Raw genomic sequence first — 22,227 nt, 5'->3', positions numbered from 1 at the left:
AGATATTAAAAATAAAAAGTACACTTTTCACAGTGTACTTTTCTATTATATGATCAATATTAGTTCTAAACATATTCTCTTTTGATCTGAGAAAGTATTGTCGGATCCTGAATTTCATTATCTTTTGCCAGTAATAAAACTTTAGACAAAACTTCAGCAGATTTTGGATCATCATCTGCAAAAGGTAAAAACAACCTCCCTCTGTGTTGTGAATGAACCGGAAGAATCGACAAATATTTCCCTGGAACCTGATGTACAACTGCACTTCCCAAATGCACACTGTATTCTGCCATTTGACCTTTTACCAAGACATGAGAACCTTCGATTCTTATATTTTCAAGTTTAAATAACTGTGCCGTTTCTTTCATTAATACCGCTCTCATCTCAATAGAAGAATGGCTTGCTTCAGGATCTACTCCACCAACGTGAGCAACGGAAACCACCAAATCAACATCACGCATTACCTCAGAAAACAATCTCGGATTGATGTCTTCAAAAGGAATATTTTTATAATCTTTTAATGAATGGAATTCTATTGTTTCAAGGGTCGGGCTTTCTATATCTGCAGGAGAAAACCAATCTGCAATCGCATATAATTTAACCTGAAAACCTTCTTTATGATAAACTTTCTGCAAACCTTCTTCATAGTCTACCTTCCATCCTCTTGTTTTTAATAGAGCTAAGGTTTGCTTCGGTTGAATCTGATGACCTGCATATCGTCGTGAAACAGATTTTTCCTGCAACTCATCCGGAGTCGGAGTATATAATTCTCTGAAAATTTGTTTGAACGGCTGAATCAGCTTTTCTTTAAAACAATAATGCTGGAAATCACTCCAAACCGAATGTTGGTGCAAATCTACGCAGTGAGCGATTCTTAATGTATTATTTTCGTTCAGTTCATGAATTTCACCTTGAGCGTCTACCAAATTTCCATCATGGAAAAATCCTATCTTATTATCATTAGAAATAAACACCAGTTTTTCTAAATGCTTCACAATAACCGGATGTTCAAAAAGATTTTTTATTTCAGAATATAAAAACTCATCGCCTCTTATCATCGCTTCTTCAAGTCCTTTTCTGGAGCGCATCCATTGTTCTCGCATGATTTTTCGATAAGTTCCTAATTCTACAATCGCTTTATCTTTTTTAATTTTTGGGGGAATTGATTTTAACTGTTTATCATCCCTGAAAACAACCAACTCGGATTTTCCGTCGTCTTCGATAATTAGACCAACCGTAACGCCATCAATGGTAACCTGAGTTTCTTTTGATAATAAGTTCTGAATCTGCTTGGTTTCCATAGCCCAAGTTAAACGGATCGGGTCAGGATAACCTGCATTTCTCGCCAAATTTTCCAACGCCACACGAATTGCCAATGCTTCACTCGCCTGTTTCATCGAGCCAAATTCTTTACTTTCTTTCTTAAACTGCTGAATATATTCGTATCGGTTTAAAACATCTTTTTCAGAATTTGTTTTACTTAAAGGAACCAAACCGTACACACGAAGATAATCCTGATCACGCTTGTCTTTTACTTTTGCAGTAACTTCTTTTATTTTTAAATCTCCTGTTAATGTATCGGAATATAACCTCGCTCTTCGATGCCCATTTCCATCAGAAATATATTTTGCAGATTCATACAACATTTCCCAGCGGGCTTTTCCTAGTTCTTTATACGCTTTAGTAAACCAATCTTTATCAACGGCTCCATCCTGAAATTCCTGAACATCTACGGAAGAATATTTTGCCACTTCGCTTTCAAGCCCTGAATTTTGAGCCTGATAAGATCCTGTTTTTGTATGTGCATGCATCCACCAGATTGCAGAATCTAAGCCTTTCCAACCTAAATAATTACTAATAAATTTCTGCCATTGCGGAGCATAAACTGCAGCCTGAATCAACCGAAGTTCAGCAATATTCTCCTTTTTCATCATTGTATTAAATGATTCCTGAGTATCACTTTCCAATGGATAACAATTAGACAAAAGATAAGAAAACAGCTTTTGTTTCGTCATACTTTCGTTTCCGTAGCTGTAAATATAATTTGCATACAAATTGGCTTTGCCTAAACCTTTTAAAATTTGCACAAACCGTTCAGCTCCATAAATCGTCTGAAATCCCTGAACAAAATGCGAAACCGAAGTATTCGCATCACCGCGAATAAGTTCTACATCTAAAAATTTATTTTGAATTCCGTCAATTACAGGCTTCAGGAAAGGAAATGTTTCCAGATATTTTTCGCTGTGATGATAAAATTTGGTTGTTGTAAGGTCTCTTATTGCAGATTCTGCTGTAAAAACTCCTTCGTAAAGCTCATCTTTGGTAATAAGTTTTAGTTCATAAGCTTTACAGAATAAATAGAAACCAGGAACGGTGTATTTTACATTACCCTGTAATCCGTTGAACTGCATCCATCGGTACAAGTTCCAGACTTTTGTAAATTGCTCATCTGTCAGTTTTTTTACCGGAATAGACTGTAAAAACACTTTGAAAAAAACTGTATTTTGCCAACCGTCTCCGTCGTATCTGTAATAATATTCGTTGGGTTTGGCTTTATAATCAATAATCTCTTTCGGAAGATTTGCAAATAAAGTAGCACAGGCATCAATCAGAAAATCTATTGATTCTTTAAATTCATACTTGTATTCTAATGATAAGAGAATATTTTTAAGAGGATTGTCCCAGTAATAATCATTTTTAAGGGGATTCGGAATGAAGCCTTGGTGATAAAACACATAATTTTCAAGGAAATCTCTAAACTTTTTGCGATCGCAGTTCTCTGCAAATGTCAATAAAAATAAATCAACCGGCTGCAGTTTAGAATCTTTATACCATTGTTCCCAAACTTCATGCAGCGGGTAATTTACCGCTAATTCTTCGCCAGTAAAACCTTCGGTATTTTTTTTAATCTGACGGAAATTATTTCCCAGCAATTCTTTTACCAGAGAACCGTTCCAGTCTTCATATTCATATTCGTGGTCTTTATGACTTAAAAATAAATCATTAAGTTTTTTTAATTCAGATTTAATATGATTTAAAGATTGTGTGAAGCCATATTTATCATTCTTTGTTGCTTTTGCATAGAAAGAATCTGATTCTACTTTTGGCAACTCATACTTTGAGATAACGGAAGGATTATAAAAACCAAATCCGTTTTTTTCTGAGAGGATTTCTTTATCTTCAGAAGGATTAAGCTGATCCAATAAGTTTTTTTCTCTATCAGAAATTTTTGTTTTTTCAGAATACTGTAAAGCCCATTGATTAATTTTATCAGACAATCTTCTGTTTTTCTGGAGCTGAAGCATAATATCCAATGAAGCTGTTCTTTGTTCGATGTCGCCTTTCGCAGTTAATTCTTCGACCAATGGAGTGACCACTGCATCTTCCTGCTTCATCATCAATTCTATTAACTTTTTACGAAGCGTTCCGCCTTTTCTTTTAAACAGATCAAAGAAAATCATGACTTCATCTTTATTTAAAGAATCTTGCTGCAAAACATTAATTCCTGAGGCAATCATAGATTCTCCCCTGTCTTTGATAATTTTAAAAGCAAATTCTTTCTGAAAAGGGGTAACTTCTTTCTTTTTCTTTTCAAAATTATAAGAATAAGAGTAGCAGTAGAAATCACCGAGAATATTTCTTGTGAGCTGCTCTCTTAAACTCAGATCAAACTGATCAAAATAAGAAAGCACCAAGTCTAGTTTTTCACGATCTTCTCCTACCAGATAAAACATTGAAGCATATAAATCACTCTTTTTGAAAGTAGCATTCTGCCAAGAGAAAACTTTTCCTTCAAACTTTTTTTCTTTAACTTCTATTTTTTGAGTTAGCTCGTGAAGTTTTTCAAAAAAGTTAGGATAATCGGTATTACTGACATAAAATTTAGAATTAGCATTTGCGCTTAAAAGTGAAACCATAGGAACTCCGGCAAATGCTAAAACCTGTAAATCACCTTCCAGGACGGCTTTATAATACAATGGCATCTGAATGTAAGGATCTTCAGTTTCTACAGCGAATTTTATCGCCAAACATTTCTTTTCTACACTACCTTTATCAAACAAATCATGCAGATAAGGAACCGTTTTTTCTACATCCAAAACTCCCTGAACCCAAAGTGCCATATACACTTCATTATTATTTTTACTCTTAACAGCTTCAGAAATCTGTTCCGGATTACTGAAATAAGTATGAGCCAGAGAAACAATATTTTTAACGACAGACTCTTTTTCAGCTTCCCAACCTAAACCCGTCCAAGTATCTATTGCACGCACAACCGATGAAAAACGTGTCAGTTTATGCTCCACAATTACATTCGTCATATATTGTAAAGCTCCAATGCTTGTTTCGTCTAAAGCTTCCAAAACAGTTTGCCTTAAACCTTCCTGTCGTTGTGCCGCAAGCAAAAGCTTCTCTACCAATTCCCAGCAATGTTTCTGCTCGCTGTTAAGCAAAGCTTTTATAATGTTTTGCGAAACTTTTCCTTCCGTATGTTTATTGAAAATAATATCCTCAATCAGCTGATAGATCTCTTTGTTTCCGTTATCAATCGCAGCCGACCAGATATAAAACTGGCTTGAATTATTGGATAAAGCATGATCGTAAATAATCTGTTCTTCCAAAGACAGGTTGTAATATTCAAAATTACTGCTGTAAGAACAGGTGCTTGGAAACTGCAGTAAATTTTTAATTAAATTGATTTGGTTGAGCAATACAAATTTTTCATTATTGGGGGCACGAAATGAGCGACGATCGTATCCTGATTGATACATTTTGTAAGGCATTTTATTCCATGCGTATTTTACCAATTCTGCGTTTTCTCCAAAAAAATAAACCAATAGCTTGTAGAATTCTTGGTCTTCCCAAATATCTGGTTTTAAATATTTTTTGATTTCTTCTGTTTTCTTCGAGCCTAAAGTCAGTTCTTGATAATGATTTTCTTTACCCAAAAACAACAAACCTAATGCAGCAACGTCTTTCTTTAATTTAGGTTTAGAAAACAGTTGAGACAATATGCTCTTCTCTGCCTGTTCTTGTAAATCTTGTCTTAGATTTTTGTAGTAGTTGACAATTTTTTTCGATTTTAATTTTTCTGTGATTTCCATTAATAGATTGTGTTTGTAATTTATTACCAATAGCTTCCCGCAAGAAAAGTAAGCCTAATAAAAGTGAGCGTATGCTGTAAACTTAGGTTGATATTCTGGGTAAGATTATCCAATTGTTCATCATTATAAAAGACAGCAAACATCCCATCTTCAAAAGCCTGAATTACATTTTCCTGCGCTTTTTCTAAATCTGCTTTTTTCTGATTGTAAATACTTCCGAAACCTACTTTTCCTGTGTCGGTAAGAACGTTCAGGTAATTTTCTGTGGGAATTTTTTCATAGTCTTCGTCTTCCCACTCAAAAGATTTTACATTAAATGCCTCTACTTGTTGCCGGACAACTAGTTTTAATAAATTTTCTAATGATATATCTCCACCCTCAAAAGCAATTTGAAGCGACTCTGCAGCAAGAATAGGATGTTTCCGTCCCAATTGCTTTACTGTAACATTTATTTTCATATTAAAATTTGATCTGAAATAAATATAACAAATTTTTCACTTTCCGTAAAATGATATTTCACATCTATTCGGAATATTTTCTTTAAAAGAATTTAAATTGAAATCGACAAAAATGTTATCGATTCGAGGATAATGATCAATTGAATATTATTCATATTGAGGAAAATGAATTGTTAAGATATAGAAATCTAAATGAGCAAAGTTGTAAAAACAAAAAAAGTACACTGTAAAAGTGTACTTTATTAGGGTGAATGAGGGGTCTCGAACCCCCGACCTCCGGAACCACAATCCGGCGCTCTAACCAACTGAGCTACAATCACCGTTTTTGGTGGTGCAAATATAGGAAAGAATTTTTAATTACCAAACAATTCCATCAAAATTTTTCAAAGCAATTAACTTCTCAGACGTAAATCCCTCAGCATAAGTAACTCCAGAAAGTCTTCCCAAATCCTGAGCACGGTACGTTAAGCTTTCATAAAAATCTTTTGATGTAATCGGAGTTTCTGGTTCTTTAGAAGTTGGATCATAAAACTGAGTTTTAAATGCCATACAAGCTTCCAGTTTTTTATCGAGATGTTCTGAGATATCAATCACAAATTCCGGCTGAATATGTTTCCACTGAATATAATGGAAAATTTGCTTAGGTCTCCACACTTCCTGAATTTCACCGTTTAAAACAGTTTCAATTTTTCTTAATCCGGCCAAAAAGCACGCATCCGACACTAATTTCGCTGCTTTTGCGTGATCTGGATGTCTATCATCAATTGCATTGGCTAAAACGATTTCTGGCCTATATTTACGAATCATTTTTACAATCTCCATTTGATATTCTTCAGAATTGACAAGAAAACCATCTTTTAATCCTAAATTTTCTCTTGCAGCTACTCCCAAAATTTTGGCAGCTTCAGTTGCTTCTTCTTTTCGTGTCTGATCGGTTCCTCTTGTTCCAAGCTCTCCTTTTGTTAAATCAACAATAACGCAGGTTTTTCCTTCCGAAATTAATTTAGCTATTGTTCCGCCACATCCTAATTCCACATCATCCGGATGAGCTCCAAAAGCAAGTATATCTGTTTTCATATTTTTGATAATAATTTAAATGATGCTATCGCTTTCAAAGTTTCGACTTCATCAATTCAAAGATAAGGTTTAAACAAAAACTTCCCAAACATTACGAATGGGAAGTTTTTATATGAATAATTTAAATTTTAAATTACTTATTGATTTCTGCATTTAGTTTTACAGCATCCTGATAAGTAGGATCTAGCTGTACAGATTTTGCAACATAATCTTTTGCTTTAGCAAGATCTTTATCTTTTTCAAGATATGCTACCGCAAAATATGCGTAAGCAAGAGTTTGCTTGTTAGCTTCTACTTCTGCAGGTTTTACAGTCGAAATAAACTTCTCGTAAGAAATTTTTGCTGCATCATTATTTCCTGCTTGCTGATAAGCATAACCCTGACTATAATATGCGGGTGCCCAATCTGGAAGCAATGTGCTCATTTTCTGCCATGTTACCACAGCTCCGTTCCAGTTTTTAGCATCCTGATAAGCATTTGCTAATTTGTATAATGCATCAGAGTCTTGTGGGTTTGCAGCAACTAATTTTTTGAAAGATTCAATTTCAGGAGAAGTTGGTCCAGCATTTACAGCAGCCTGAGAAGCTCCTCCACCATTGATTTTAGCCAATTCCATATCCCATTTCAACGTTTCATCTTTAGCAGCTTTAGCTAAACCGATTTTTTGCTGTGCTTCTGCCTGTAAAGCTGATTTTTTAGCAGCATCCGTTTCAGTTTTAGCCAAACCAGCAGCGATTAACCCCATCAAACCTTGATCTGCAGGCTGAACTCTTGATTTTTCAGCTTTAGATACGAAAGAATCCATATTTTGTTTTGCTTCAGCATATTGACCATCTGCATAGTTTACATAAGCTCTCAACTTGAATTTAATAGGATCGTCAATTTTATCAAAGATTTTATCTAAAATTGCTTTTGAATTCGCATAATCTTCATTAGTGAAATACAATTTTGCAATTTCTAATTGAGTATAAGGATCCTCATCTGCATATTTTGTATAATTAATCAAATCCTGAGTAGCTTTTGCATTCTCCTGATATTTGATGTTGTAAGCCGCTAAAGCTTTGTAAGCAGGCGCATATGTAGGATCTGTTGAAATTGCTTTCTCAATACTGGTTTTTGCTTGTTGCCACTGTTGAGCCGCCATCCATAAAGTTCCAATTCTTGTATACACTGAAGCTTTATTTTTTGCTAATGGCAACGCGTTGTCATAGGCAGTCATTGCATCTCCAGGAATTTTTTTCAGTCTGTATGCATCTCCTAAAGTATAGTAATAATACGCAGGAACTTCTTTTCTAGAAGCTCTTTCAATAGCTTTATTCAAAAATTGAACTGCTAAATCTGGAGAGTTATTTTTTTCAAATAAAGTCAATGCTTCTGCAGCTCTAAACAATACCGCAGCATCTTTTTCTCTAGAATCTGAAACTATTTTCTGGATATCAGCAATAGCTGATTTATCACCTTTACCAAGTTTAACCGTAGCTAAACCAATTTGATTTAAATAGCTTTTTTTATCTGCAGCTAAACCTTTATTAAAGTTCTCTGTAGCCTGAGCGAAATCTGGTTCACCCTGTCTTAAAAAAGTATTTCCTAGGTAGAAATAATTTTCTGCTGTAGGTTCTTTTGCAATCATAGACGTGAAATTGGTTTTCGCAGCAGCAAACTTATCGCTATCCATGCTGTTAATACCATCCTGCAATGTCTGTGCAAAGGCAAAATTGGTAAAAAATACCACTGATGCTCCTAAAGCAATCTTCTTTACATTCATAATCATTATATCTTTCATTATTATTTTTAAATTTGTATTCTTAAAAACCGAATTACAAATACACAATTTTCAGACCAATATAATAAAATCGGTTTGAAACGAGGTATTTTTTAATATTTTTTAACGCATCTGTACTTGTCTCGGATAAATATTATAGGGCTGTAAACCTTCCTTCTGAACGATTTTTTGCCCCAAATGAGTACAAGAATATCTTATAAACCCATTTGCAATATTAAACCCACCCTCATTCGTAAGAAAATATAATACTCTTGTGAAGGGATATTTCATCTCGCGAAGACCGCTAAAATCTGGAGAATAAGATTGACCTGCACTTACAACAGGAAGAATTTTTATCATTCCTCTTAATTTTTCAGCTTCTTTATCATAAGGTCTGCTGATTGTATTTAAGCCGATTACACCTATTTTATTCGGATATTTATTTAATTCTTCGATAACATTTACACTCCCTGGAATAATTGAAAATTTCAAATCTTTAGGAAGTTTCTTCAATTTTTGAGCTACAAAGTTTAGGTTACTTGAATTTGTTCCGTCAAATACAAAATTCTTATCATCCGACTGTAAACCAGAAGTAATTTCTTCCATTGTAATACTTGACTTTTCAGAATTTTTCGGTACAAAAAATACGACAGCATCTGCAGCAAAGTTTGCAGGCTCGATTTTCATATCAACTTTATCTTCGTAGGCTTTAATCTCTTCAGGAGATAATGCCTTAGACATCACCGCAATTCTTGCTTTATTATTCAGCAAATCAAGAAACCCCAGATCTTCTTTTTGTGTAACCACTTTTATTTTAGTATCTGGATAGCTAATCATATAGCCTTCTGCCAAAGCTTCTGTAACACTTTTAAAAGATTCATCCGTTAAAATTGTCATTTCGCCTTTGTTATACGAAACAGTGCTTTCTTCTTTTTTTGAACAGTTTATCAACAAACCTGTGAAGAAAATCATTGAAAAAATAGCACTAAACTTCATCTTCGTCTGTATTTCTGAATTTTGATACTGCTCTCCAAATCCTGAAGATTCCATAAAGTATTAATACCGCTCCCAGAGAGTATGCGTATATAGGCTCGAGAAATTTGTAAACCATCATTACGATACCTAAGACTACGTAACAAATTCCTGCGACCAAGGATAACCAATTGAACATCATACAACAAAAATATTAAAAAAAATAAAAAGAGAAGCATAAGCTTCTCTTTTTTAATTATTATTTAAAATAAACTAATAACTTATTCTGGCGGTTGCATTGCTAATGGAAGTCTGTATCTGTAACGTACAGTTTGACCATTAATTTTTGCAGGAGCCCATTTGTTTTTAATAGATTTTACGGTTCTTACTGCTTCAGAATTAAAATCTGAATTTTTACCATTTACTTTGATATCAGTAATACTTCCGTCTCTCTCAACTACAAATGTCACCTCTCCTTTTACCACTCCGTCTGCGCCTTCAATTGCTGAAGAGTCAAAGTTTTCAGAAACTTTTTTTCTGAAGGCATTAATTCCTCCAGGGAATTCTGCAGTTTGCTCAACCTCGCTATAAATCTGGCTTTCACTCACTTGAGGCTTAACTTCAGCTGTTGAAGATTTAGTACCTGTAGATGGTGGCGGTGGTGGTGGTGTATAAGCAGGAGCTTTTACCCCTTCTTGATTAACCAAACCAGTAGTAGTTTCTAATTGCTTAGAAATTGGTGGTGGTGGTGTCTCAATTTTAGGAGCTTTCACCGGTTCCGGAACTACGTTTTGGATAATTTCAATTTTCTCCTCTTCCACTTTTGGTGGTGGTGGTGGTGGTTCTTCTTCTTTAGGTTGCTCTATGATAGGATCTTCTTCGATAATTTCAACCAAATCAGATTTTACCTCTAAAGCATCCTTTTCATTCATACTTTTAATAGTCATATAAATGAAAGGAGATAAAGCAGTCACCAAGAATAATCCTGTACCGATGATGAAAGACTTTGTCAGTAATCTAGGATACTGATGTCTAAGATCGTAAGCACCATATTCTTTATTTCTATTTTCAAATACAATCTCGTCTAAAGTAAGATTTTGACCGTAAATATTTTCATCTGCCATTGTATTGCAAATTTAAGTGTTATATACTTTGTTGTAACAAATTAGTTACCAACCTTCTTATCGTAAACAGCTTTTTCGTAAGGCTTAAGATCGGTAACCCCATATCTTTCGCTTTTTGTAATCGCCATTTCGTCAAGAATATCTACAAAGTTCTTATATACTGCATCATCAGTTGGCTTAATAATCACTGTAAACAGATCTTTCTTTTTAGCCCTTGCTTTTGCTTGCTTAATAATCTCTCTAATCCCTTCTCTATCTAAGCTAGTTTCAGTCATAGTTTGGTCATTAAGACCTGCTTGGTCTTGCTGATGCCAAAATACTCTGTTGTCTTTTCCTAATAATAAAGTAATTGAATTTGAAAGGTCAATTTCCGTTGGAGGTGGCTTTGGTGCATTAGGATCCGGTTTTGCCGGAAGCCCCAAATCCATCACATTTGGTTTACTAAATGTTGATGTAAACATAAAGAACATCAATAGTAAGAAATTAAGGTCAACCATTGGCGTCATATCGACGGCAGGGTTGTTTTTCTTGGATCGAACTTTACCACCTTTGGCGCTCTTATCCTGTACTTGTACTTGTGCCATTTCTTCTTCTTAATTATTCGTTAGGTTTACCTTCTTGAGACGTAATCAACCAAAAGTTTAGAAATTTAATATCTCTTAACCCCTCAAATAAAGCTTTAACTTTAGGATACTTTGTTGTAACGTCACCTTTAATAGCAAGTTTGTATTCAGGATTTACGCTTAAACTTTGTTGTACCCAGTCTGTTAACTGCTTATTTGTACTATCCATAGGAACCCCAGTAGGGCTCTTATAACTTTTCTGCTCATCTTCAGGCAAATCCAAATAGCTTCTCAATTGGTTCATAGGAACACCAATAGACTGTACTTTTTGGAATGAAGCTTTTTGTTTATCATCAAAAGTAACATTGTACTTTTCACCCATTTTCTTTAAAAGCTGTAATCTTTCTGTTGCATTTTCTACAGGCTGGAAATAAAATTTTCCATCCGGAGTAGCATTAATAGTCATTAAACTTGCATCAGGAAGTAACTTCTCTGAGATTGAAGATGGCGGTTTGATCTGCTCCACATCAGGCTTTTTGAACTGAGTGGTCATAATAAAGAACGTAAGTAGTAGGAACGTAACGTCGCACATTGCGGTCATATCCGTAACTACACCATGTCTTTTTGGTTTTATTCTCGCCATTATTTATTATCTAATTATTAAAACTTCTTTTTTTGTGTAAAAACACAGGTTCACTTATTTCTTAGTGAAATTCTGCAAAAGACTGCTGAATGCTCATAGCGATCTCATCGATCTTATAAGTCAATCCGTCAATTTTAGAAGTAAAGAAGTTGTAAAGGATAATCGCTACTGCAGAAGTACCAATACCTAATGCCGTGTTGATCAATGCTTCAGAGATACCGATTGATAATGCAGCTGCATCCGGAGTACCACCTCCAGCTCCTAAAGCGAAGAATGCTCTAATCATCCCGATTACTGTTCCCAATAGTGCTACTAATGTTGCAACAGTACCTAAAGTAGAAAGAATCATCATGTTTTTCTCTAACATTGGCATCTCAAGAGTTGTAGCCTCTTCGATTGCTTTGTTAAGAGCAACCATTTTCTGCTCTTTATTAAGAGTAGTATCGTGAGCTAAAGCTTTGTAAGTAGTAAGACCTTCTTTCACAACGTTCCCTACAGAACCTTGCTGTCTGTCGCACTCTTCTAAAGCTTCGTCAACTTTATTGCTATTTAATAAACTTCTTACTTTTACTACGAAGTTATCTACATTACCTGCACCTGAAGCTTTGTTTAAAACAAAATATCTTTCAAATGAGAAAACAATTACAGTAATCATGAATGTTACCAACAATGGTACAATAATACCTCCCATGTAGATCATACCTAAAAATCCTTCAGGATGCATCTCTTTACCTTCAACATCAGAAAACGCTACTGATGCACCTGCCAATCTTGGATCAGCTTTAAAGTTACCCGGGCTACCCAATACGAATAACCAAATACAAATTCCTATAACCAATAGAATAGGAATAATTACAGCTGGATTAAGACCTCCTGCTTTTCTAGCAACTACTTGCTCATCATTTTTTGAAACATTCATTTCCATATTTAACTAAATTATATTGTTTTAAAATTTTAAAGTTGTAAAATAAAGGCAAAATTAATTAAAATCCAATAGTATCAAATAACATTTTGCCTTTTTTTCATAATGATAATTTGATAAGATTCCGATATCGTAATTATATTTAAATATTTTATTAATATTTATTAATTTTATAAAATACGTTAGAAAATCAAAAATTTAAAACCTCTAATTTTTTGATTTTAGCAATGTTAAATTTCTTTTAAATTACGATATTAACGATTTTTTTTGGTACAACGATGATTTTTTTAGGGGTTTTACCTTCCAAAAGTATTCCCATTTTCTCATTTTGAAGCACTAAATCTTCAACCTCTTTAGCAGATAATGTTGCAGGAAGAGCAATTTTAAATTTCATCTTACCATTTACACTTACAGGATACTCAATTTCGTCTTCAATCAAATAATTTTCATCCAAAATCGGAAACCTTTCAAACTCAATAGATTCTTTATTTCCTAATAAACTCCACAATTCTTCACAAATATGTGGTGCATACGGAGAGATGATAACGGCTAAAGGTTCTAAAATATTGCGTTTGTTACATTTTAATTTCTGCAATTCGTTGACAGCAATCATAAATGAAGATACAGACGTGTTGAAAGAGAAGTTTTCGATATCGTAAACCACCTTCTTTATTAAGGTATGCAAAACTTTATATTCTGCTTTCGTAGGCTCTTCGTCTGATACTTCAAAAACCTCACCATTAAAATATAAGTTCCAGAATTTTTTCAAAAAACCATAAACTCCGCTTAAACCTTGAGTGTTCCACGGCTTAGATTGTTCTAACGGTCCTAAGAACATTTCATACAATCTTAAACCATCTGCTCCGTATTCATTACAGATATCATCAGGATTTACAACATTATATTTTGACTTAGACATTTTTTCTACTTCACGACCTGTGATGTATTTTCCGTCTTCTAAAATAAATTCTGCATCTGCATAATCTGGTCTCCAGGCTTTGAAGGCTTCAGTTTCCAATTCATCAGTTGTTCCTTTTAATAAAGATACATCAACATGGATTTCCTGAGTTTTATAATCTTTTACTAAGTTTTTAGATACATATTGATTAGTACCATCAATTCTATACACAAAAGCACTCATCCCCAAAATCATCCCCTGATTGATCAACTTTTGGAAAGGCTCATCATTCTTAATATATCCTCTGTCTTTTAAGAACATATTCCAGAAACGAGAATACAATAAGTGACCGGTTGCGTGTTCGCTACCTCCAATATATAAATCTACCTGCCCCCAATAATCTGAAAGTTCTTTATTTGTGAAAACCTCATCATTTTTAGGATCCATATATCTCAAGAAATACCAAGAGCTTCCTGCCCAGCCCGGCATTGTGGATAACTCTAATGGGAAAACAGTTTGATCATCAATTGAATTAGTATCAACAATTTTCCGATTCGCTTCATCCCAGGCAAAAGTTTTAGAATTTCCTAGTGGCGGATCTCCATCTTCTGTTGGTAAATATTTTTCAACTTCAGGAAGCTCCAAAGGCAATACAGAAGTTGGCAACGTGTAAGGCATTCCATCCTTATAATATATAGGAACCGGTTCTCCCCAATATCTTTGTCTTGAGAAAATCGCATCACGCTGTCTGTAATTCGTCGTTCCGTGGCCAATTCCTTTCTTTTCAATCGCATCAATCATTAATGCTTTTGCTTCATCGTAATTTAATCCGTTTAAGAAATCAGAATTTACGCAAACGCTGGTTTTAGAATCAAAAGACTTTTCCTGAACGTCTCCTTCTGTTTCTACAACTTTTTTAATTTCAAGATTAAATTTCTTCGCAAATCTATGGTCGCGTTCGTCGTGCGCAGGAACAGCCATTACAGCTCCCGTTCCGTACCCCATCAATACATAATCTGAAATATAGATCGGCATTTTTTCTCCACTGAACGGATTGATTGCATAACTTCCCGTGAAAGCACCCGAAACGTTTTTCACGTCAGACATTCTGTCTCTCTCGGTTTTCTTAGAAGTTTCTTCAATATAAGTATCTATTTCAGCTTTTTGTTCGGCTGTAGTAATTGTTTCCACTAAAGGATTTTCTGGAGCCAATACCATAAAAGTCGCACCGAAAATAGTGTCGGGTCTTGTTGTGAAAACCTCAACGATTTCGTCGTGACCATCAACACTAAATTGAACCTGTGCTCCCTGAGATTTTCCAATCCAGTATTCTTGAGCATCTTTCAAAGGTTGTGGCCAGTCTAAAGTTTTTAGACCTTGTAATAATCTTTCAGAATAAGCAGAAATTCTCATGCTCCACTGCATCATTTTCTTTTGGAAAACAGGGAAGCCTCCTCTTTCAGATTTGCCGTCTTTTATTTCGTCATTTGCCAAAACAGTTCCTAAAGCGGGACACCAGTTTACCGTCGTTTCTGCTCTGTAAGCTAAACGATAGTTTAATAAAATATCTTCTTTATCAATTTCAGAAGCATTTTTCCATTCTTCTGAAGTGAAATTTAATTCGTCGTTTTGATTGGCATTTAAACCTTCCGTTCCTTTTTCTTCAAAATGCTTGATCAAAGTATCGATAGATTCTGCCTTGTCTGTATCTTTATTATACCAAGAATGGAACAATTCAATAAAAATCCATTGCGTCCATTTATAATAAGAAGCGTCGGAGGTTCTCACTTCCCTACTCCAGTCAAAAGAGAAACCAATTTTTCTTAATTGCTCTTCGTATCTTGTAATGTTTTGCTCAGTTGTAATTGCAGGATGCGTTCCCGTTTGTATTGCATACTGTTCAGCAGGAAGCCCAAAACTATCGTAACCAACCGGGTGGAGAACATTAAAACCCTGATGTCTTTTATATCTCGCATAAATATCCGACGCAATATATCCAAGCGGATGACCTACATGAAGCCCCGCTCCTGATGGATATGGAAACATATCAAGAACATAAAATTTCGGTTTGTCTGTATTATTGGAAGTCTTGTACGTTTGATTGTCTTCCCAGTATTTCTGCCACTTTTTTTCTATCTGCTGATGATCGTAAAACACTTTTTATTATAGATGTTAGATGTTAGACTTTAGATATTAGAATTAATTTCACTATCAATTCTCAATCTAGTTTCACAAAAATAATGATTATAAAATAAATGTAAATTTAATTTTGAATTAATTACAATGTAATCCTTACAAACAAAAAAAATCTCACCTAAAGATGAGATTATATAGTAATATGAAATACTGATTATTGCGGAATTCTTTTGAAAGTATACGTTGTAGACTTGTAAATTGTTGGGTCTGTAGTATCTTCAATTTTCAGATTTAAAGTTTCAGCATTAAGCAAAGTCACTTTACCTTTATCTGAAACTACAGTTCCCTGATATTTGATTTCGAAGTTTTTCTCAGAAGAATTGTACACATAAGTGAAGTTACGCTCAGAAATTGTGCTACAGGTCGGAGTTACCGTACCTGCCATATCTCTATTGGTTCTTTTACCAGAAGAATTTTCATTAAAAACCCATCTAGATTCTTTCTGACAGTCTGAATAAGCTATTTGGTCAGAAAACCCAACTCCATCAGCTGGAACCTGTGTTCTCACTTCTTGGGTAGGAGACCATGTTCCAACAAGAGGAAATATCTGTTCTGGCGCGTCGTCGTCGTTACATCCTGTAAAAGCTAATAATGATAATCCTGCAAATAATGCTAATTTCTTCATAGATCAAATTTTTCAAGCGTTAAAATTATGATTTATTTACATTATTAAACATATTTTTTGAAGAAATATTATAAAAAATTATTATCTCGTATATTTTTATATTCACAAATGCTTTAAATAACGTTGATTTAACAAATATTCAAGATGCACATAGATCGTATTCTGTAAAAAGAACTATTTTTGCACAAAACACGACAAATGCAAGACATCACGAAAAATAATTTTGACTTTCTCCGCGTTCTAATGGCTTTTATTGTTTTCTTAGGACATTTAGGAGCACTAAGTGCTTCTGCGGAACTTAAATTCCTTCAATACAGTCCTGTCGAAATTGCAGTTTTCGGTTTTTTTGTTGTAAGTGGGTTTTTGATTGCAAGAAGTTATGAAAGATCTTCAAGCCTGAAAAGTTATTTAAAGAAAAGAATAAAAAGGATTGTTCCTGCTTATTTATTGGTGATTTTCTTGTGTGCTATATTATTGAGTTTAGTAAGCACTTACCCTCTATCAGATTATTTTGCCAACACACAGGTCTATAAATACCTTTTCTGGAATTCCTTATTTTTAAATTTCAAAGCACCTTGGCTTCCTGGAGTTTTCGGAAATCAGGCGGTGAATGGCGCACTCTGGACACTTAAAATTGAGATGTGCTATTATTTTTGTGTCCCATTATTGTTTTTCTTTTTCGGAAAGAACAATAAATACAGAAATATCAGTTTAATTATTATCTATTTCTTGTCTTTGATTTACCTTAATTATTTTGAATCACTAGGTAAAATTTCAATGGCAAAGCAACTTCCTGGAACATTATCTTATTTTATTCCGGGAATGTTAATCTACTTTAATTTTGAAAAATTTATTAAACATAAAAATTCACTTTTCATTATTGCCATTTGTACTGTTTGGATTGATTTATTCATCAATATACAATTATTATCTCCAATGATGATTGGCATTATTGTACTTTATATAGCATATTCATTTAAATTTTTGAATAACTTTGGAAAATATGGCGATTTCACTTATGGAATATACATCTTCCACTTTCCAATCATTAGAACGTTTACGACATTAGGTTTTTTTGAAGCTTACAATCCTTTTCTGATGGCTGTAATATGTATGTTGATTGTAATCGCAGTCGGTATAAGTTCATGGCACTTTTATGAAAAAAGATTTTTATAATTTTAATACTAGTTTATAGCACAAATGAAAGACTTAGTTTCCATCATTACACCATGTTACAATTCCGCCGAATTCATCGAGGAAACCATACAATCCGTGCTTAGCCAAACCTATGAAAACTGGGAGTGGCTTATTTCTGATGACCAATCTAAAGACAATACTATTGAAATTATTAAAAAATATAATGACCCAAGGATCAAGCTACATATTCTAGAACAGAACGGAGGCGCAGGAAACGCACGGAACAAAAGTCTTGAGAGAGCTCAAGGAAGATATATTTCATTCTTAGACTCCGATGACCTTTGGTATCCTGAATATATTGAAGAAATGACAGACTTCATGCACAAAAACAATGCAGAATTGGCATACTGCAACTATTCAAGATGCGACGAACACACAATGAAGCCGATTTTGAAAGATTTTGAAGCCGATAAAATAGTAACGTTTTCTAATTTGCTTAAAACCTGTAGACTTGCTCCTGTTTCTACCATTTACGACAGCAAAAGAGTCGGGAAATTTTACTTCCCGGTGAAAAGCAAACGAGAAGATCATGTAATGTGGCTTAATTTATTGAAAGAAATCCCGAAAGGTTATCCTCTAAAAAAAACATTGGCAAAATACAGGATGCGTGAAAACAGCATCTCAAGAAAGAAACAGAATATCATCAAAGACCAGTATCTCGTTTATAAAGATTTTATGAAGTTTTCTACTTTAAAATCTCTTTATTACACCGCAAACTGGGCATTAAACGGATTTATGAAATATTCGAAAATATTTAATTAATGGAGTATTCTAAAGAATTTAAAGCAGCATTAAGTCAACTTTCATCTGTAGAAAAAGACCGACTTATTTTCAGACTACTGAGAAAGGATGAAATCTTATCTAAAAAATTATATTTTGAATTAATCGATGAAGAAACCGTTGATCAGAAACGCGATGCAATGGAAGAACTGATTAAGGAAAAAGTAGAATATGCTTCCAAATACATCAGCAATCAAAAATATTTCATTGTACTTATCCGAAAAATAAGTGCTCAAATTACCGAACACGTAAAAGTAACAACCGATAAATTCGGTGACATTAGTTTAAACCTTTTATTGATCAATGAAATACTTGAAAGCAACGAAAAACTGAGCCGACAGAGATTCAATGATGTCTACAAACTTTATCTATATATCATCAATAAAATTGTAAAATCACTAGCTTTAACTAAAAAAATAGATGAAGATTATTGGATGGAAATTAATGAGTATCTTTCAATTGCACACGAGAAAATCACCGCTAATATTTATCTTGAGAAACTGTTTATCAATAATGGAATAGATTTTAATTGGCTCAATATCGAAAGAATTCCGGATCATTTTGATTTGATCATTAAAGATATTAAGAACCAGGGATTTTTAAAGTGATAATATCTTTTGAAGAATAAGCTCTGAAGAATCTGGTTGTTTAGTCACAAATTGCTCGGCATTTTCAGACATCTCCAAACGCATTTTATCATTTTTAAATAAATCTAAAACAAACTGTGCCGCTGAATTTTCGTTCTCAAAAGATTTACCTCCTTTAGCTAAAATTAATTGATCAGCTTCAGGGTTTTTCTTGTAATGGTTTCCAAAAATTACAGGAACACCGAAAGTTGCCGCTTCCAGAATATTGTGAAGTCCAGCTTCGTGAAAACCTCCACCTACAATTGCAACATCTGCATAAGAATATAATTTGGAAAGCAATCCGATGCTATCGATGATGAGCGTTTGAGAGTTTGAAGGTTGGAGCGTTTGGGTATTTTGCAATTCGCTGTACAAAATTGCAGAGGGAAAAATTTCTTTTAAATTATCAACTCTTTTTAAATTGTGTGGAGCAATAATTATTTTTAAATTCTCATTTTTTTCAGAAATCATTTTTGCAATTTTCTCTTCTGCATGCCATGAACTTCCAAAAACAATTGTCTTTTTACCGTTGATAAATTCTTCAACGAAATCAACATGATTATTACGAAGCCTCAATTGCTTTACCCTGTCAAATCGGGTATCTCCAGTTACCGAAGAATTTAGTAGACCGATATGTTTAGCCAAAACATACGAATGCTGTGTCTGATGAAAAAACCAATTTATATTTTGCTTCAGCTGTTTTACAAACCACTTCCCATAAGTTGTGAAGAAAGACTGCCTTTCATAAAACAACGCCGAGATCACAAATGTTTTTACATTTTTATGTTTAAGTTCTGCCAAAAGATTATACCAATAATCATATTTTACCGTAAAAAAAAGTTCACAATCAAACTGAGAAATAAATTCTTTTACCGTACTTTTTCTATCGAAAGGAAGATAACAAATCGAATCTGCAATATGTTTTTTCTTAACTACATTTTCGTAACCCGATGGTGAAAAGAAAGTAATCAGAATTTTATGATCCGGAAAGTTTTTTTTGAGTTTTTCTAAAACAGGAAGTCCCTGTTCGTATTCTCCAAGACTTGCAGCATGCATCCACAAAACTTTATCTGATGAAGAAAATGCTGATTTTACAATATCTAAAGAGTGCTTTCTTCCTTCAACGCTTTTTTTAGTTTTATCATTAAACAACGACAAAACTTTCATTCCGAAAATGAGAAGATTTACAAATATGGAATACAAAATAGCCATAGATTATTGATAAATATAAGCCGAGATTATAGCGGCCATTACGCTGATAAAAATAAAAGGAATAAATAATAAAATGTAAACTCTTGCTTTCGAGTCTGAATTTAAACTGTATCGAACTGTATAATCCTGAATATTTAAAAACATCAATAAAATAAGAAACAAAAGCCATTTCAACAGAAAAATCATGATGAAAAACTGCATTTTCTGATTTACCTCTGTAATCTCAAACGGAAAATTTCCGGTTTCGGGATATTTTGTTATAAAAAAGAAAACCACATAAAATATGACCGATAAAACAGGGAGAAAAAAAGCAAATCTTTTCCCTCCAAAATGATCGGGTTTTCCTTCAAGATCAAAATGAGTCGGAATTTTCTCAGGAAGTTTTTTAAATATTCTTAAAATATAAATCCATAAAAGCAGAATCAATACTAAATTCAGAATATCAAAAACAGTAAGAATCACAGTTTCCATAAAAGTTTAAAGAATGCTTTTAATGACTCTCAGTTTGTGAGTATGTTTATTCATTTCTTTATTAAAAATCCCGCTAGAATCGAGCGTATCTATTCTTACTTTTCCGGAAGCATGGATAATTTTTTGATTGTCGAGCATAATCCCTACATGAATAATTTTGCCTTCAGAATTTTCGAAAAAAGCTAAATCTCCCGGCTGACTTTCTTCTACAAAACTCAAAGTCTCTCCTATTTCTGCTTGTTGATAAGTATCTCTAGGCATTTTCACATTATGAATTTTATAAACCAACTGTACAAAACCGGAACAGTCAACCGCAAAAAAACTTTTTCCACCCCACAAATAAGGAATGTTAAGAAATTCTTTTGCAGTCAAAGCAACACTTTCACGTACATCATGACTTCTTCTGGATGCAACAGCCGGAAACTCTACTTCAGAACCCATTGACAACAATGTTTTTCCCTCAAGAGTCATTACCGAAGAAAAATCTTCTGTAATGAGTGTTACTTTTCTGTTAGCAAGATATTCTTCGGTGACAGGTTTGATTTGTTTGGTATCCATCCAGCCTTCATAGCCGTCGTAGTGCATTTTTATTTTCGTCCAGTTTTTATTTACTTCCAAAATATCTGCACTTTCACCATACAAAATTTCGGTAACGATTTCTGCTCTATCCGAATTTTCGGAACGAACAGGCGCAACAGTCACGATACAAATTCCTTTATCCATCAATTTTTGATTTAAAGATTGAATGATTCAAATATTAAAAAATCAGATGATGTAAAATCTTTAAATTATTTTTAATTTTTAAATCTTTAAATTCTACTTTCTTCTTAGAAAGTTTACTCCATCACGCAAAGGTAGAATAAGATTTTCAAAATCATCATCTTTTGCCGCCAAATCATTAAGTTCTTTAATGATCTGGGTAGATTTCTGCTTCGGGTTTTCTTCTAAAACTTTCCCATACCAAAGTACATTATCAAACAGAACCACAGAGCCTGATTTTGTCTTTGGTTTAATTAATCTGAAATATTCAGCATAATTCTCTTTATCGGCATCAATAAAAATCAGATCAAAAACCTCATCGGTATTCCGTAGAAATTCTTTTGCATCCTGAATTTTAAAATCAATTTGGTTTGAAAATTTACTTTCAGAGAAATATTTTCTTGGGAGATAAGCCAAATCTTCATTTACATCAAGCGTCGTTATTTTTCCTTCTGGAGACAAACCTTCTGTAAGGCAAAGTGTGGCATATCCTGTAAAAGTTCCTATTTCTAAAACGTTTTTAGGATTCAGCATTTTAGAAATAATCGTTAGAAGCCTTCCCTGCTGATAACCGGAAATCATATGTGGCTGAGTGGTTTTCTGAAAAGTTTCTCTTCTTAATTTTTTAAGAATTTCAGGCTCAGACGAAGCATGATTTTCCAGATACCGATCCATTTCCGGATTTTTTTCTTCAAAAAAACTCATTATTTTTTTATTTGTTCAAATTTAATTAAAATAATTCTGGGTCTTAAATCAAAATATAATCTCCAAAAAAATATCCGTAAAAATACGGATTGTTTTCCTGATGATAGGCTGATAACTTTGTGGTACTGCAAAATA

Annotated in this window: 18 protein-coding genes and 1 tRNA gene; 3 read left to right on the top strand and 16 right to left on the bottom strand. The window is 33.7% G+C overall.

Annotated features, from left to right (window positions below; translation table 11 throughout):
* Positions 1-65: 65 nt before the first annotated feature.
* The 12 genes from FDY99_RS12815 to FDY99_RS12755 all read right to left on the bottom strand — a co-directional run bounded on the left by FDY99_RS12815 (position 66) and on the right by FDY99_RS12755 (position 16,342).
* Positions 66-5,102: a DUF4132 domain-containing protein gene (locus FDY99_RS12815; protein ID WP_139421992.1), complete on the bottom strand. Its 5,037-nt coding sequence runs from the start codon at positions 5,100-5,102 to the stop codon at positions 66-68.
* A gap of 23 nt (positions 5,103-5,125) precedes the next feature.
* A complete protein-coding gene (locus FDY99_RS12810) occupies positions 5,126-5,560 on the bottom strand; it encodes a hypothetical protein (protein ID WP_139421990.1) in 435 nt (144 codons plus the stop codon).
* A 245-nt stretch (positions 5,561-5,805) separates the two neighbouring features.
* Positions 5,806-5,881 (bottom strand) — tRNA-His (locus FDY99_RS12805).
* Positions 5,882-5,917: 36 nt separating this feature from the next.
* The gene (bshB1, locus tag FDY99_RS12800) at positions 5,918-6,637 is read right to left on the bottom strand and encodes a bacillithiol biosynthesis deacetylase BshB1 (RefSeq protein WP_102979980.1); all 720 of its coding nucleotides are present in this window, start codon (positions 6,635-6,637) and stop codon (positions 5,918-5,920) included.
* Between the two features lie 133 nt (positions 6,638-6,770).
* The gene (locus FDY99_RS12795; protein WP_139421988.1) at positions 6,771-8,420 is read right to left on the bottom strand and encodes a tetratricopeptide repeat protein; all 1,650 of its coding nucleotides are present in this window, start codon (positions 8,418-8,420) and stop codon (positions 6,771-6,773) included.
* A gap of 102 nt (positions 8,421-8,522) precedes the next feature.
* Positions 8,523-9,449, bottom strand: coding sequence for a PstS family phosphate ABC transporter substrate-binding protein (locus FDY99_RS12790; protein ID WP_394344541.1), 927 nt, complete (start codon positions 9,447-9,449; stop codon positions 8,523-8,525).
* Positions 9,450-9,652: 203 nt separating this feature from the next.
* Complete coding sequence (locus tag FDY99_RS12780; protein ID WP_139421986.1) at positions 9,653-10,495, bottom strand: energy transducer TonB; 843 nt, start codon at positions 10,493-10,495, stop codon at positions 9,653-9,655.
* Between the two features lie 41 nt (positions 10,496-10,536).
* Positions 10,537-11,079 carry an ExbD/TolR family protein gene (locus FDY99_RS12775; RefSeq protein ID WP_139421984.1) on the bottom strand — a complete coding sequence of 181 codons (543 nt, stop codon included), beginning with the start codon at positions 11,077-11,079 and terminating at the stop codon, positions 10,537-10,539.
* Between the two features lie 13 nt (positions 11,080-11,092).
* Entirely contained in the window at positions 11,093-11,701 is a 609-nt protein-coding gene (locus tag FDY99_RS12770) for an ExbD/TolR family protein (RefSeq protein WP_139421982.1), read from the bottom strand.
* A gap of 61 nt (positions 11,702-11,762) precedes the next feature.
* The gene (locus FDY99_RS12765) at positions 11,763-12,626 is read right to left on the bottom strand and encodes a MotA/TolQ/ExbB proton channel family protein (RefSeq protein WP_074232066.1); all 864 of its coding nucleotides are present in this window, start codon (positions 12,624-12,626) and stop codon (positions 11,763-11,765) included.
* A gap of 238 nt (positions 12,627-12,864) precedes the next feature.
* Positions 12,865-15,678: a leucine--tRNA ligase gene (gene leuS, locus FDY99_RS12760; protein WP_139421980.1), complete on the bottom strand. Its 2,814-nt coding sequence runs from the start codon at positions 15,676-15,678 to the stop codon at positions 12,865-12,867.
* 193 nt (positions 15,679-15,871) lie between these two features.
* The gene (locus FDY99_RS12755) at positions 15,872-16,342 is read right to left on the bottom strand and encodes a lipocalin family protein (RefSeq protein ID WP_139421978.1); all 471 of its coding nucleotides are present in this window, start codon (positions 16,340-16,342) and stop codon (positions 15,872-15,874) included.
* Between the two features lie 198 nt (positions 16,343-16,540).
* Here FDY99_RS12755 and FDY99_RS12750 point away from each other — a divergent pair, with 198 nt between their 5' ends.
* From FDY99_RS12750 to FDY99_RS12740, 3 genes are read left to right on the top strand one after another with little or no spacing between them, the layout of a single operon-like run.
* The gene (locus FDY99_RS12750) at positions 16,541-17,518 is read left to right on the top strand and encodes an acyltransferase family protein (RefSeq protein WP_139421976.1); all 978 of its coding nucleotides are present in this window, start codon (positions 16,541-16,543) and stop codon (positions 17,516-17,518) included.
* A 24-nt stretch (positions 17,519-17,542) separates the two neighbouring features.
* Complete coding sequence (locus FDY99_RS12745; RefSeq protein ID WP_139421975.1) at positions 17,543-18,301, top strand: glycosyltransferase family 2 protein; 759 nt, start codon at positions 17,543-17,545, stop codon at positions 18,299-18,301.
* On the top strand, positions 18,301-18,927 hold the full coding sequence (locus tag FDY99_RS12740) for a deoxyuridine 5'-triphosphate nucleotidohydrolase (protein ID WP_139421973.1): 627 nt from the start codon (positions 18,301-18,303) through the stop codon (positions 18,925-18,927). Before FDY99_RS12745 ends, FDY99_RS12740 begins: the two co-directional genes overlap by 1 nt.
* Here the strand turns inward: FDY99_RS12740 and FDY99_RS12735 are convergent.
* The 4 genes from FDY99_RS12735 to FDY99_RS12720 all read right to left on the bottom strand — a co-directional run bounded on the left by FDY99_RS12735 (position 18,919) and on the right by FDY99_RS12720 (position 22,092).
* Positions 18,919-20,157 carry a 3-deoxy-D-manno-octulosonic acid transferase gene (locus FDY99_RS12735; RefSeq protein ID WP_139421971.1) on the bottom strand — a complete coding sequence of 413 codons (1,239 nt, stop codon included), beginning with the start codon at positions 20,155-20,157 and terminating at the stop codon, positions 18,919-18,921. The two genes, FDY99_RS12740 and FDY99_RS12735, sit on opposite strands and share 9 nt — an antisense overlap.
* 3 nt (positions 20,158-20,160) lie before the next feature.
* Entirely contained in the window at positions 20,161-20,628 is a 468-nt protein-coding gene (locus FDY99_RS12730) for a DUF1648 domain-containing protein (protein ID WP_139421969.1), read from the bottom strand.
* 6 nt (positions 20,629-20,634) lie between these two features.
* Complete coding sequence (locus FDY99_RS12725; RefSeq protein ID WP_139421967.1) at positions 20,635-21,351, bottom strand: C40 family peptidase; 717 nt, start codon at positions 21,349-21,351, stop codon at positions 20,635-20,637.
* A gap of 93 nt (positions 21,352-21,444) precedes the next feature.
* Complete coding sequence (locus FDY99_RS12720) at positions 21,445-22,092, bottom strand: O-methyltransferase (protein ID WP_139421965.1); 648 nt, start codon at positions 22,090-22,092, stop codon at positions 21,445-21,447.
* Positions 22,093-22,227 lie beyond the last annotated feature (135 nt).

It is taken from the genome of Chryseobacterium mulctrae, from assembly GCF_006175945.1.
GTDB classification, from domain to species: Bacteria; Bacteroidota; Bacteroidia; order Flavobacteriales; family Weeksellaceae; genus Chryseobacterium; species Chryseobacterium mulctrae.
This window is presented reverse-complemented; position numbering and strand designations above follow the sequence as displayed.

Coding starts and splice junctions, on each gene's coding strand:
- FDY99_RS12735 (WP_139421971.1), bottom strand. CDS start 20,157: ATGGCTATTTTGTATTCCATATTTGTAAATCTTCTCATTTTCGGAATG.
- FDY99_RS12740 (WP_139421973.1), top strand. CDS start 18,301: ATGGAGTATTCTAAAGAATTTAAAGCAGCATTAAGTCAACTTTCATCT.
- FDY99_RS12790 (WP_394344541.1), bottom strand. CDS start 9,449: ATGGAATCTTCAGGATTTGGAGAGCAGTATCAAAATTCAGAAATACAG.
- FDY99_RS12770 (WP_139421982.1), bottom strand. CDS start 11,701: ATGGCGAGAATAAAACCAAAAAGACATGGTGTAGTTACGGATATGACC.
- FDY99_RS12810 (WP_139421990.1), bottom strand. CDS start 5,560: ATGAAAATAAATGTTACAGTAAAGCAATTGGGACGGAAACATCCTATT.
- FDY99_RS12795 (WP_139421988.1), bottom strand. CDS start 8,420: ATGAAAGATATAATGATTATGAATGTAAAGAAGATTGCTTTAGGAGCA.
- FDY99_RS12775 (WP_139421984.1), bottom strand. CDS start 11,079: ATGGCACAAGTACAAGTACAGGATAAGAGCGCCAAAGGTGGTAAAGTT.
- FDY99_RS12765 (WP_074232066.1), bottom strand. CDS start 12,626: ATGGAAATGAATGTTTCAAAAAATGATGAGCAAGTAGTTGCTAGAAAA.
- FDY99_RS12720 (WP_139421965.1), bottom strand. CDS start 22,092: ATGAGTTTTTTTGAAGAAAAAAATCCGGAAATGGATCGGTATCTGGAA.
- FDY99_RS12725 (WP_139421967.1), bottom strand. CDS start 21,351: ATGGATAAAGGAATTTGTATCGTGACTGTTGCGCCTGTTCGTTCCGAA.
- FDY99_RS12745 (WP_139421975.1), top strand. CDS start 17,543: ATGAAAGACTTAGTTTCCATCATTACACCATGTTACAATTCCGCCGAA.
- FDY99_RS12730 (WP_139421969.1), bottom strand. CDS start 20,628: ATGGAAACTGTGATTCTTACTGTTTTTGATATTCTGAATTTAGTATTG.
- FDY99_RS12780 (WP_139421986.1), bottom strand. CDS start 10,495: ATGGCAGATGAAAATATTTACGGTCAAAATCTTACTTTAGACGAGATT.
- bshB1 (WP_102979980.1), bottom strand. CDS start 6,637: ATGAAAACAGATATACTTGCTTTTGGAGCTCATCCGGATGATGTGGAA.
- FDY99_RS12750 (WP_139421976.1), top strand. CDS start 16,541: ATGCAAGACATCACGAAAAATAATTTTGACTTTCTCCGCGTTCTAATG.
- FDY99_RS12815 (WP_139421992.1), bottom strand. CDS start 5,102: ATGGAAATCACAGAAAAATTAAAATCGAAAAAAATTGTCAACTACTAC.
- FDY99_RS12755 (WP_139421978.1), bottom strand. CDS start 16,342: ATGAAGAAATTAGCATTATTTGCAGGATTATCATTATTAGCTTTTACA.